15 protein-coding genes are annotated in these 10602 nt (G+C 41.7%); 9 read left to right on the forward strand and 6 right to left on the reverse strand.

Going from position 1 to position 10602, the window contains the following annotated elements; translation table 11 throughout:
* The first annotated feature begins 29 nt into the window (after window positions 1-29).
* Together IM322_RS06445 and IM322_RS06450 are read left to right on the forward strand one after the other, a co-directional pair.
* A complete protein-coding gene (locus IM322_RS06445) occupies window positions 30-314 on the forward strand; it encodes a BrnT family toxin (RefSeq protein WP_287713150.1) in 285 nt (94 codons plus the stop codon).
* Window positions 289-474: a hypothetical protein gene (locus tag IM322_RS06450; RefSeq protein WP_158201752.1), complete on the forward strand. Its 186-nt coding sequence runs from the start codon at window positions 289-291 to the stop codon at window positions 472-474. The genes IM322_RS06445 and IM322_RS06450 overlap by 26 nt, the downstream gene beginning before the upstream one ends.
* 224 nt (window positions 475-698) lie before the next feature.
* Here IM322_RS06450 and IM322_RS06455 read toward each other — a convergent pair whose 3' ends face one another.
* From IM322_RS06455 to IM322_RS06470, 4 genes are all read right to left on the reverse strand, one after another.
* Window positions 699-911: a TM2 domain-containing protein gene (locus IM322_RS06455; protein ID WP_043996355.1), complete on the reverse strand. Its 213-nt coding sequence runs from the start codon at window positions 909-911 to the stop codon at window positions 699-701.
* A 270-nt stretch (window positions 912-1181) separates the two neighbouring features.
* Entirely contained in the window at window positions 1182-1502 is a 321-nt protein-coding gene (locus tag IM322_RS06460; RefSeq protein ID WP_287078940.1) for a type II toxin-antitoxin system PemK/MazF family toxin, read from the reverse strand.
* A complete protein-coding gene (locus IM322_RS06465; protein ID WP_271972053.1) occupies window positions 1496-1738 on the reverse strand; it encodes an AbrB/MazE/SpoVT family DNA-binding domain-containing protein in 243 nt (80 codons plus the stop codon). Before IM322_RS06465 ends, IM322_RS06460 begins: the two co-directional genes overlap by 7 nt.
* A 290-nt stretch (window positions 1739-2028) precedes the next feature.
* The gene (locus IM322_RS06470) at window positions 2029-3453 is read right to left on the reverse strand and encodes a protein adenylyltransferase SelO (RefSeq protein ID WP_502864014.1); all 1425 of its coding nucleotides are present in this window, start codon (window positions 3451-3453) and stop codon (window positions 2029-2031) included.
* Between the two features lie 82 nt (window positions 3454-3535).
* Between IM322_RS06470 and IM322_RS06475 the strand changes: the two genes are divergently transcribed.
* The 3 genes from IM322_RS06475 to IM322_RS23230 all read left to right on the forward strand — a co-directional run bounded on the left by IM322_RS06475 (window position 3536) and on the right by IM322_RS23230 (window position 4384).
* Complete coding sequence (locus IM322_RS06475) at window positions 3536-3793, forward strand: CRR7 family NDH-1 assembly protein (protein ID WP_287077456.1); 258 nt, start codon at window positions 3536-3538, stop codon at window positions 3791-3793.
* Between the two features lie 41 nt (window positions 3794-3834).
* On the forward strand, window positions 3835-4035 hold the full coding sequence (locus tag IM322_RS06480; RefSeq protein ID WP_287677016.1) for a hypothetical protein: 201 nt from the start codon (window positions 3835-3837) through the stop codon (window positions 4033-4035).
* Between the two features lie 94 nt (window positions 4036-4129).
* A complete protein-coding gene (locus tag IM322_RS23230) occupies window positions 4130-4384 on the forward strand; it encodes a salt stress protein, Slr1339 family (protein ID WP_502866910.1) in 255 nt (84 codons plus the stop codon).
* A 6-nt stretch (window positions 4385-4390) separates the two neighbouring features.
* Here IM322_RS23230 and IM322_RS06490 read toward each other — a convergent pair whose 3' ends face one another.
* Both IM322_RS06490 and menD read right to left on the reverse strand, forming a co-directional pair.
* Window positions 4391-5620 (reverse strand): hypothetical protein, encoded by a 1230-nt coding sequence (locus tag IM322_RS06490; protein ID WP_287677012.1) that lies wholly within the window; start codon window positions 5618-5620, stop codon window positions 4391-4393.
* Between the two features lie 99 nt (window positions 5621-5719).
* On the reverse strand, window positions 5720-7429 hold the full coding sequence (gene menD, locus IM322_RS06495) for a 2-succinyl-5-enolpyruvyl-6-hydroxy-3-cyclohexene-1-carboxylic-acid synthase (protein ID WP_287677010.1): 1710 nt from the start codon (window positions 7427-7429) through the stop codon (window positions 5720-5722).
* A gap of 295 nt (window positions 7430-7724) precedes the next feature.
* On the opposite strand from menD, the gene IM322_RS06500 reads away from it, so the two are divergent.
* The 4 genes from IM322_RS06500 to IM322_RS06515 form a co-directional block, all read left to right on the forward strand.
* The gene (locus IM322_RS06500; protein WP_287677008.1) at window positions 7725-8135 is read left to right on the forward strand and encodes a M67 family metallopeptidase; all 411 of its coding nucleotides are present in this window, start codon (window positions 7725-7727) and stop codon (window positions 8133-8135) included.
* Window positions 8136-8339: 204 nt separating this feature from the next.
* The gene (locus IM322_RS06505; RefSeq protein WP_425184929.1) at window positions 8340-8798 is read left to right on the forward strand and encodes a cobalamin biosynthesis protein; all 459 of its coding nucleotides are present in this window, start codon (window positions 8340-8342) and stop codon (window positions 8796-8798) included.
* Window positions 8799-8805: 7 nt separating this feature from the next.
* Window positions 8806-9981 (forward strand): lipid-A-disaccharide synthase-related protein, encoded by a 1176-nt coding sequence (locus tag IM322_RS06510; RefSeq protein WP_287677005.1) that lies wholly within the window; start codon window positions 8806-8808, stop codon window positions 9979-9981.
* Window positions 9982-10234: 253 nt separating this feature from the next.
* The coding region (locus tag IM322_RS06515) for a DUF948 domain-containing protein (protein ID WP_287713152.1) at window positions 10235-10602 on the forward strand (368 nt) is incomplete at its 3' end.

A 10602-nucleotide genomic window follows, 5' to 3' on the forward strand; every position in this document is an offset into this window, starting at 1 on the left:
TATAGTGATTAGGCTTATCAACTCCGCTTATGGATGAAAGCTTTGAATGGGATGAAGATAAAAATCGTTTAAACCAACAGAAACACGATGTTTCCTTTGAATTAGCCCAATACGCATTTTTTGACCCCAACAGAGTTATCGTACAAGATCTGGCTCACAGTCAAGAAGAAAATCGATTTTACTGTATGGGGCAAGTTAATGAAGGAATTATCACAGTACGCTTCACTTACCGGGAAGGAAAAGTTAGAATTTTTGGAGCTGGTTATTGGCGAAAAGGACGTAAACTATATGAACAGCAAAATAACTTATACTGATGAACCAATGGAACTGGGACAAGTCGTTAAAGATTTTTTACCGCCCCCAGACCAGTTAGTTCCTAAGGGTAAAACCAAAACTAATCAAGTAACATTAGAATTAACAGAAGAAAGTGTGAGCTTCTTTAAATCTCAAGCAGATCGAAAGCAAATTCCTTAGGAAAAAATAATCGAATTACTGGTTGAACAATATGCTCATAAGAGCATTGTCTAACCAACATTATAGCTAACTTGAAAAAGGTGCGTTACACGCGCGTTTCCGCACCCTACAAGAGCGGCATCGCACTTAGACTCACAGCTTCAATCAATGTGCATGGTGCGTTCCCCAGAATCTACTGGTGGAGCAGCAGGAGCCACCTTAGGGAACGCACCCTACGGCTTGTTTTACGTCCACTGGGTGATTTTGTTTCCTTCTTTATCAGTAAATGCTCCGACAATAATCATGATGAAATCAATTAGCACCCAGATACCAAGTCCTCCCAATGTGACTAACTGCAATATGCCAGTCCCAATTTTTCCTACGTAGAATCTGTGGGCACCAAACATACCGAAGAAAAAACAAAGCAATAATGCGGGTAGAATTCGTTTTTCGCTCATTTTCAATCTCTTTCAAGGTTGGTGGTTGAGGAGCCTAACTAGATGTTATAACAGCCTGTTAGCCAGATTAGTTTACTGCAAACAATCTCCTTTAAGGAGACTTATCACAGAAGCCTTCTGGGGTTCTAGCAAAGATTCTTAGATATGACTGCACTTTGTCACAAAATTTTACTATTATTTTGACACTCTTAATGGTTAGAAGGTAAACAGCGATCGCCCTATCTCAAATTAGAAAAAAGCGATCCTAAAACCGAATAAATTCAGTAACAATCAGTAGTGAAAAAATTCAACCAGGCGATCAGCCACTATCATTGCTAATCGTTCGTCAAGACTGCCAATTTTGGCAACAATTCGGATTTTGTCAATCGCCCTAATTTGGTCTAAAGCGATACTACCTCGCACATTTTCTTGGTCAATTGTGATTCTAGTTGGGTAATTTTTGACATTACTGGTGATTGGTGCAATAACGATTGTTCTTAATCGAACATTAATCTCACTAGGAGAAACAACAACACAAGGCCGAGTTTTTTGCAGTTCAGACCCCCTAGTTGGATCGAGTGCCACCAACAGGATGGCAAATCTTTCTACCATTGATTTTCTCGCTCAAACTCGTTTTCTACCCCCAACCAATCCTGTAAATCGGCTTCAAGAGGAGCATCATCAAATAACTCAGACCAACCTTCCCTCACCTTCTTTTTAGCACTCAGAATAATCATTTTACCATCAACTATCGCCTCAACTTCATCTGTGAATTCACACTGTTCCATGATTGCTTGAGGAATTGTAATTGCTTGGGAATCACCGATTTGTACGATTTTCAGCAACATTTTGACGACCAGATAAACATAGGATAATTATATCAATCTATACCGATCAGAGGGAGATCGCCTCTCCCTATTTTTTCAGAAAAGCGATCGCCTGATTAAAGGTGATCAAGTTATCCGCAGGATTTGTTAGGATGGGGACACTAACAACTTATTTAAGGATGAGTAAGTGGATGTGGTGGCCAGGTTCCCAATTAGATCGTATTGAAGCAAACCTAGAGGCAAATCAGAGCTAACTACCTCTTGCCTCTCCTAACCAAGAAATTAATTTTGCACCACTACTTATTACTTAATTACTGTTTATTTTGTAATTTTATCACTAATTCTTGGAAAGGTTGCCAATCATCTTCATAGGTAATGGCTTCCCAAACCGATTCGATGAGAGGTCTAAGTAAAGCGGTTTTAGGATTATAATGCTTTAAAGTGTCGCCAATTTGAGACAAGGAATCTAGGGGTAATTGATTTAAGACCAAACTATATAATTCTCGCCAACGTTGCCAATCAGCTTTTGGTAAATCCAGATTTTCAAGAATTAGAGAACTATTTTCTCGCCAACCGTAATTAAATTGTTCACTTAATTGATAGAAAAAGTCGTGATAACCGATGCCAGTTTCTTGGAGAACTTCCACAGTTTTGCTGACCAGTAAAGCGGATTCGGGAGTAAAAATATCCTCAAAACCTAACTTTTTGAGCATCATTGTTTGATAATAAAAATTGTAATGCTGGTCATAGTTAGCCAAAGCCATATCTAACTCTAACAAGGAGACGACCATGGCCAGGGGAGATTGCAGTAACTCTAGATTTAAACGACAGATAAAAGGCTGATTGCCATAACTATAACGGCCACCGTAGTCGAAATAGGCCGCCGTAAATTGGGGGTTATAGGAAGGAATAAAAGCGTAGGGACCATAATCGAAACTTTCCCCAGTAATTGACATATTATCGGTATTGAGAACTCCATGACAAAAACCTGCGGCCATCCATTGGGCCGCTAATTTAGCGGTTCTTTCAATCAAAGCGGCGTAAAATTGTAAATAGCGATCGCTATCTTGGGGATCGATTTCAGGATAATAATAAATAATCACATGATCGAGGAGTCTTGTAATCAAATCACTACGTTTAATATGAAATAAACGCTCAAAAGTCCCGAAACGAATATGAGAATTACTAACTCGAATCATCACCGAAGATCGCGTTGGGGAAGGTTCATCACCGCGCCAGAGATTTTCCCCCGTTTCCACCAAACTCAGACAGCGAGAGGTATTCACCCCCAAACCCCGTAAAGCTTCCCCAGCTAAGACTTCTCTAACTCCACCCTTGAGAGTTAACCTACCGTCCGCATGACGGGAATAGGGAGTCCGTCCCGATCCTTTCGTACCAAAATCGTATAATTTGCCATCAATACCCCTAACTTGACCGTAGAGAAAACCGCGACCATCCCCTAAAAAAGGATTATACTCGCCAAATTGATAACCGTGGTAACGCAGGGACAAAAAAGGTGTCAGGGATTGAAATTTACCAAAAGCCTCGATAAAATGCTCATCTAAGGTTAATTCTGGCTGAATTTCCACCAAAGGTAATAAAGCATCATTGCGAAAACGAAGGATATGACGGGGAAAATCTGCGGCTGCGACTTGATCATAGTAGTGGTCTCCCAAGTCCTGCATGGCGCTTTCGTAAGGGAGACTGAGAAAGGGATTGGTGAGATGGTCTGTCATAGTGGTGGTGTCGATCGAGCTTTGAGGCGTTAAAGTGATAAAGATAGCCAAAAAATTTTCCTACTGAGACTATCAAACAGCGATGCCCGATTCTATTATGTATCAAGGGGACTATTTTCTTGTCCTTGAGGCCGATCAACCTGAACAATTCCAGACTCCCGACCAGTTACGGGATAAGTTAAAAGATGTAATCACCGCAAAACCGGAGATTTGTCCCCGACAATTGGCGAAATTCTCTAGTCTTGAGGAAAAAGCTCTCTATCTGCGCGATAATTACTGCGAGTTAGACCTGGGTGAGGAGGGTTATTTACAATGGTATGTAGTGCGTTTGGAAAAATAAGGAAACCCACTTTTTAACTTTTTACTTTTAACTTGATCATTATGGGAGAAATAGAAGATTTACTGGCACAAATGAAGGCAGAATACCAGAAACGGGATCAGGAAAAACCGATACCGTCCCCTTCTTCTCGTCAAGAAAAAGGGCTCTTCTGGTTTCTGTGTGGAAACGAGGTCTATACTGATACTTTCTTCCGCAAAATAGCCCTAAAAGTCTTGCCCGATAAGCATTTCACGATTCCATAAGCAAAAATTATCACACAAAGTCGAGAAGAGCCAAAAAGAGCGTTCCCCGTCCGAATTTAAGGTTAATTATACCGGCGATTCTGCTACCGATGGGATTTTAAAAGCTTTAGCCTTAGAAAACCAAGAAAGGCAACAACAAGAGGCAGCGGAAAAAGAAAAAGCGGTGGCATTAAAACAGCAGCGCAAGCGAGAAGCTTTAACTAGAAAGGCCAAGCAATGGTTAGATAAATTGGATGCCAAATCGGAGGAAGGACGCTGGTTTGAGGAGTTTTCCTATGGCTACGATTCTCCTTTAGAAGCAGCGATTACCTATCTAGAAGCTTTGGGAGAAGTGGACATTTCTAAATGATCAGGTCTAATTTAAAGTTGTGGGTAAATTTGCTTGGTCAAAAACTCGATTATGCCACCAAATATTATCACCGGCTAGAATATTTGTGCCGTAACGAGGAACGATACCATAAATAGTGCCGGGGTCATAATCCAAAGCTTGACTGATGAGATTGTAGAGACGTTGTAGATCAAAACCCCGGGGGTCACAATGGGGATATTTTCCTTGATTAATCAGAAAACTATCCACGGCAAAATGGCTGACAATTTGCGGTAATTGTCCCGTTTGTAAGGCTGCTAGGAGATAATATTTCGCCGTTTGTTGGTATTGAAAATCACTGTAACCGGGGAGGGGTTGCAAGCGTCCTTTGGTCAAACAGTGGGATCCCGGCGCTTGTACCAGTTCAATGTTAACACTGGAGATAACCCGACGATTTCTTTCGGCAAAAACTGGTCGCAAGCGATCGCAATTAGGGTGAGATACCTGATCACAAATCGCTGCTGTTGCCCATAATGCGGTGCTTTTTGCCCCATCAAAGTAATTTGTGGGATATTTTTTGACTAAACGTCTAAAGACGGCTTCTGAAGGCGTATTTAACCAAATTCTCGCCCTTTTTTCTAACTCAGTCGCCGATCGCGTACTCAAAGGAACACCCTCTAAAGCAAGTGCAAAACCCTTGACGCGGATAGTTTCTGGGGTAAGTTGCCACAGTTGACGCACTAATTGATCTCTGGTGTCTGCGGGCAGCATTTCGGCCGCTTGTTCATAAAAAGTGGCAGTGGGACGGTGACGTTCAAAAAAAGGCCGGGCGATCGAGTCTAAAATATCTCTATCCCTGGAATTCGCTTTGCGGGGGATGTAAACATTGGGACCCAATTTCATCGGACCGCGAGCATATTTTTTCTGTTCTTCGATGTTACCCGCAGTCATACTCCAAGCTGTATCGTGGAGAATAAACAAAGGAGTGCGATCGAGGGTTAATTCGGTTTCTGGCGGGGTAATTTGCAAAAATTCGGCGATTTTCTGCTTTTCTGACTCATCTAGACTCTTACCGGCTAAATTCTCCCCCACAGTGGAGGGATTAAAAATATTTATGGTTGCAGTGGAGAGACTAGAGCTATTCAGTTTTAAAATCAGTAGGGACAAGACCAAACTAATCACCAAAGAAGTCACTCCCGATCGCCATTGTTCCGGGGGAAAGATAGAATATCTAGGGAGAGAAAATTGTCTTGATTTTTGCCGTCTTTGTCGATTCATCGGACTTTTTTAACGCGCTTTCCACCTATTGTATTCACTTTCTCCAAAAAGGGAATTAATAGGCAATAGGCAGCTTCCCCACACCCCACACCCCACACCCTACACATAATTACTGAGGAACCATTGGGTATTAAAAGCTCGATCGCAGGATATTTCTAGTAATCTTATGCCTGATTCCGGCAAAACTGCGATTTTTTGCTGAAAATCAGTCCAATCGCTGATTAAATGGTAATCGATACCGTAGGTGTGACAGAGTTGGCAAAAGTCGATATTTTGGGGAGTGGCAAAAAATTCTTCAAAGGGAGGGTCAAATTTGGCGATCGGCAACAGTTGGAAAATGCCTCCCCCCTTGTTATTGATTAAAATTATGGTCAAGGAGCCAACAAAATAATTTTTGATTAAAAAACCATTTGTATCGTGTAATAGGGCTAAATCTCCCGTTAATAGTAGGCTGGGAACATTTTTATAAGCTATTCCTATCGCAGTGGAGAGGTTGCCGTCGATGCCATTGGCCCCGCGATTAAAATAGGGACGAATTTGGCGATCGCTAGGCGGGTTAAAAAACTCGGCATAGCGAACAGGCATACTATTAGAGATAAAGATCGGAGTCTGGGGGGGGAGGTATTGGGAAAGCAGCCAGGGGATTTTCCCTTCAATCAATTTAGTTTCTGCTGCCAAAAGGCGATCGATGGTTAATCTAGCTTGCTGGTCGAATTTTTGCCATAATTGCCGATATTCTTGGTTATTATCGGTTTTATCTGGGAATAGTTCCCCTAATTGCTCGACATTTCCCCTGAGATGTCCGGTTTTTCCCTGTAGAGGATCGTAATTATCGGGATGGGGATCGATAATCCAGCGCGGACAGTCGATTTCTTCTAACCAGGTCCGTAATTCTTTGCTGGTGGGTAATTCGCCAATTTGCAGGACAACATCGGGGGTTAATTGGGTTTTAATGGCAGGATTCCGCAATAATAAATCATAGGTGGTGATGAGATGGGGATTTAACCCTGCATAGTTTCGCAGAGGAGATAAAGCTTCCGCTAAGACGGGATATTGTTGCGATCGGGCTAAATTAGCGATCGCCTGACAGTAACTTTCGGGGTTTTGCGGGGAAGCTAATCCCGCAATGATAATTCCTTTGGGGGGTAAAGAAGGAATTTGGAGAAGTGAGTGGTTAATTGGCATATTTTGCCGAGATATATGGCTAAAAAAAGCCTCTTGGTCAAAATTAGCCTCTAAATTGTTAATTTCTAGATCGGGAGTTGGTGCGAGGGGATCCCGAAATGGTAAGTTCAGATGCACCACTCCGGGGACAGGATCGAGACAGCGCAACCACGCGTGGATGATAGTTTGACGGAGATAGCGTAAACGCTCGATATTGGCACTAGGACAGCTAATTTCCGCTTGCCAATTTGGATAATTACCGTAGAGTTTGACTTGATCGATAGTCTGACCGGCGTGAGCATGACGCAATTCTGGGGGGCGATCGGCGGTTAGAATTAATAAAGGGACATGACTTTCTTTTGCTTCAATGACTGCGGGATAAAAATTAGCCGTGGCAGTGCCAGAAGTGCAGACTAAAACCACCGGTTGATATAATTGTTTGGCTAATCCCAAGGCAAAAAAGGCAGCCGAGCGCTCGTCTAAGATGGGAATAGTTTCAATCTGGGGATGTCTTGCCAAGGCTACCGTTAAAGGAGTCGATCGCGATCCGGGAGAAACCACCCCTATCGTCAATCCCAAACGGGCCAATGTTTCGACTAAAATAGAACCCCAAAGTGTATTAAGATTGCGAAAATCGATCGACATTTATCAATTCAGTGGCAAAGGTTAGGGGACAATAAGTTAAAGAGTCTATTAATCAATTTAACACTGGCCGGAACTGGCCAAGAATAAGTTATTCCTGAGTCAGCGATGCAGAAGTTATTAAAAGAGAGCGAAGGCAATTGACCTCTACAATAATATTATTGCGCCAATGGTAGGGGCGCATCCCGTGCGTCCAAAATATCCTATAGATATTTCTCGAAAATTGAGATGCAGTCAGTTTTCAAGTTCCCTATAGCCAAAGCAAACTAACATCAATAGGTTTTGAAAATTTTCCACTATGCTCCTGATTACAGAACAAATTTACCAGCGCATTTTCACCCACGCAGAATCCACCTATCCCGAAGAATGTTGTGGGTTACTCTTGGGAAAAATTACCGAAACAGCAGCCCAAGTGATCACCATACAAACCACAGAAAATAACTGGTCAGGTAATAGGAAAAACCGCTTTAGTATTGCTCCAGAAGTGCTTTTACAAGCTCAAAAATCGGCGCGGGAAAACCAGCTAGAAATTATTGGTATCTATCATTCCCATCCCGATCATGCCGCCATTCCTTCGGAAATTGATCGCCAATTAGCCTGGTCAGGATATACTTATTTAATTGTCTCCGTAGTTTCAGGACGAGCGATCGATTTACAAGCTTGGCAACTAGACGAACGCGAACAATTTCAACCAGTAAAAATATTGTAAGTAGGGAGGCACAATTATTTGTAGGATGGGTTAGCGGTAGCGTAACCCATGCGGGCGTTGGGTTTCATACTTCAACCCAACCTACGTTCATCTTATATTTAATTCCACCCACCTACTTAGTCTTGTTGTAAATAGCAAACAGCCTTAAGGTGATTCTCCCCGTTGGCAATCCTAATCCCGCAACAATTAGAGGCAACACCAATGTTGACTAGCACTTCCCCTGCTTTCCACCCACCCGCAATCGATTTAATTGGGATTGATCATCACCAATGGTATGGACGAGTATTATGGCTAGGAATAGGTTGCATCCGTGGGACAGAGAAAGCAGTCATAGATAGGGCAATTAGGGATGTTTTTAAGCGTTATCACCTCTCTTTAGCCGCTATTGCTGGTATTGCCACCCTTGACATCAAAGCTGATGAACGGGGTTTAATTGCGTACTGTCAAGAGAAAGGATTGCCTCTAAAAACCTTTACTGCCAAGGAGTTGAGAGATATTAATGTCCCCAATCCCTCGGCCATTGTCAATAAGGAAATGGGAACCCCTAGCGTCGCTGAAGCTGCCGCTTTAAAAATGGGCAAGACTTTGCTAGTAAGCAAGCAAATAGAAGCAAAATCGGTGACAGTGGCCGTTTCTTTGGCCGCAAGGGAATATAGAGGATAACAAATCGATGCTTAAACAGGTTTTATTTCTTAGTAATGGTCATGGTGAGGACTTAAATGCTAGTTTAATTCTGGGGGAATTACAAAAAATTCAGCCTCAATTATCTATAGCTGCTTTGCCTTTTGTGGGAGAGGGAAAAGCTTATCAAAAATTGCCCGTACCAATTATTGGCCCCACTGCTACTATGCCATCGGGGGGAATTATTTATACCAATCTTTTTAATTGGATTAAGGATATTGGTGCGGGATTAATCGGTCTAACTATTAAACAAATTCAGGCAGCTTTTAAAGTTAGCAAGGATTGTGATTTATTGATAGCAGTGGGGGATATTGTCCCGATTGCGATCGCTTCTTTAACCGGTCGTCCTTTTGTGGCTTTTATTGTTTCTACTTCCAGTTATTACGAAGGCACAATTAAATTACCTTTACTCACAGAGTTATGTTTAAGATCTAAGAATTGTTTAAGGGTTTTCACTAGGGATAAATATACAGCAACAGACCTACAAAATCGGGGGATTAAAAAAGCGATTTTTGCTGGTTATCCGATTATGGATGTCTTAACACCAACGGGTAAAGATTTAGAATTAGATAGTCAAATTCCCATGATTGCTTTATTAGCGGGGAGTCGTTTACCGGAAGCTTTGAGTAATTTAGCTTTACAGTTACAAGTCTGTGAGGAAATAGTTAAAATTAAACCGATGCAGTTTCGGGCTGCTATCGTTCCTAGTATCACAGAAACCGACTTAGAAAATTTAGCTAAACAAGAAGGATGGCATTATTTAGGAGCGGGAAAATTAGAGAAAAATGGGGCTTTATTATGCTGTTATCGTGATGCTTTTGCCGATATTTTACACCATTGTGACGCTTGTTTAGCCATGGCGGGGACAGCAGTAGAACAAGCAGTAGGATTAGGAAAACCCGTCATCCAAATACCCGGATTTGGTCCCCAATTTACCTACCCCTTTGCTGAGGCACAAATGCGCTTATTAGGGGAATCGGTGATAACTATTGGACAGAAACCCACCCAGGTAAATTTATTTAAAAATGCCGCGGTTAAAATTATCGATATTTTGGCAGATTCTCGTTATTTACACAGATGTTTAGAAAATGGCAAAATTAGAGTGGGAGAGTCCGGAGGTAGCAGAAATATTGCCGAGGAAATTTATAGCATTTTTCAAAAGTAATGGCAGAGATAGTTATACTATATCCGTTGAGTATAGGCTACATATCAGGAGAAGCAATAGATAATCAGAACGTAGGTTGGGTTGAAGCATGAAACCCAACACCTGCAAGGGTTACGCTACCGCTAACCCATCCTATAAATAATTGTGCCTCCCTACATATCAGGAGAGGCAATAGATAATCAGTCTTTAATAACCAGATTTAGGATTAAAATAAAATTATTGTACTATCATTACTCCCAGGGATGTTACCAAAATGTCCAACGAAACCGTTACTTATACTCTTGAATCCGTCCTCAAGGAAATCAAAGACAGCATCAAGGAAGTTAACCAAAAAATCGATACCTTGCAACAGGATGTTAACCAGAAATTTGACAGCCTACAGAAGGAAGTTAACCAAAAAATCGATACCTTGCAACAGGATGTTAACCAGAAATTTGACAGCCTACAGAGGGATTTTAACCAGAAATTTGACAGCCTACAGAAGGATTTTAACCAGAAATTTGACAGCCTACAGAAGGATTTTAACCAGAAATTTGATAAAATCGACGAACGGTTAACTAAGCTAGAGGTAGGACAAGCAAAACTAACTGAGAAAGTCGATGGGATGGATAGAAGACTGGA

Source organism: Microcystis sp. M109S1, from assembly GCF_020247025.1.
Lineage (GTDB): Bacteria > Cyanobacteriota > Cyanobacteriia > Cyanobacteriales > Microcystaceae > Microcystis.

Excerpts from the sequence above, each read along its gene's own strand:
- IM322_RS06460 (WP_287078940.1), bottom strand. The coding sequence starts at position 1,502 with ATGGTAGAAAGATTTGCCATCCTGTTGGTGGCACTCGATCCAACTAGG.
- IM322_RS06475 (WP_287077456.1), top strand. The coding sequence starts at position 3,536 with ATGCCCGATTCTATTATGTATCAAGGGGACTATTTTCTTGTCCTTGAG.
- IM322_RS06510 (WP_287677005.1), top strand. The coding sequence starts at position 8,806 with ATGCTTAAACAGGTTTTATTTCTTAGTAATGGTCATGGTGAGGACTTA.
- IM322_RS06480 (WP_287677016.1), top strand. The coding sequence starts at position 3,835 with ATGGGAGAAATAGAAGATTTACTGGCACAAATGAAGGCAGAATACCAG.
- IM322_RS06455 (WP_043996355.1), bottom strand. The coding sequence starts at position 911 with ATGAGCGAAAAACGAATTCTACCCGCATTATTGCTTTGTTTTTTCTTC.
- menD (WP_287677010.1), bottom strand. The coding sequence starts at position 7,429 with ATGTCGATCGATTTTCGCAATCTTAATACACTTTGGGGTTCTATTTTA.
- IM322_RS06490 (WP_287677012.1), bottom strand. The coding sequence starts at position 5,620 with ATGAATCGACAAAGACGGCAAAAATCAAGACAATTTTCTCTCCCTAGA.
- IM322_RS06465 (WP_271972053.1), bottom strand. The coding sequence starts at position 1,738 with ATGTTGCTGAAAATCGTACAAATCGGTGATTCCCAAGCAATTACAATT.
- IM322_RS06445 (WP_287713150.1), top strand. The coding sequence starts at position 30 with ATGGATGAAAGCTTTGAATGGGATGAAGATAAAAATCGTTTAAACCAA.
- IM322_RS06500 (WP_287677008.1), top strand. The coding sequence starts at position 7,725 with ATGCTCCTGATTACAGAACAAATTTACCAGCGCATTTTCACCCACGCA.
- IM322_RS06450 (WP_158201752.1), top strand. The coding sequence starts at position 289 with ATGAACAGCAAAATAACTTATACTGATGAACCAATGGAACTGGGACAA.
- IM322_RS06470 (WP_502864014.1), bottom strand. The coding sequence starts at position 3,453 with ATGACAGACCATCTCACCAATCCCTTTCTCAGTCTCCCTTACGAAAGC.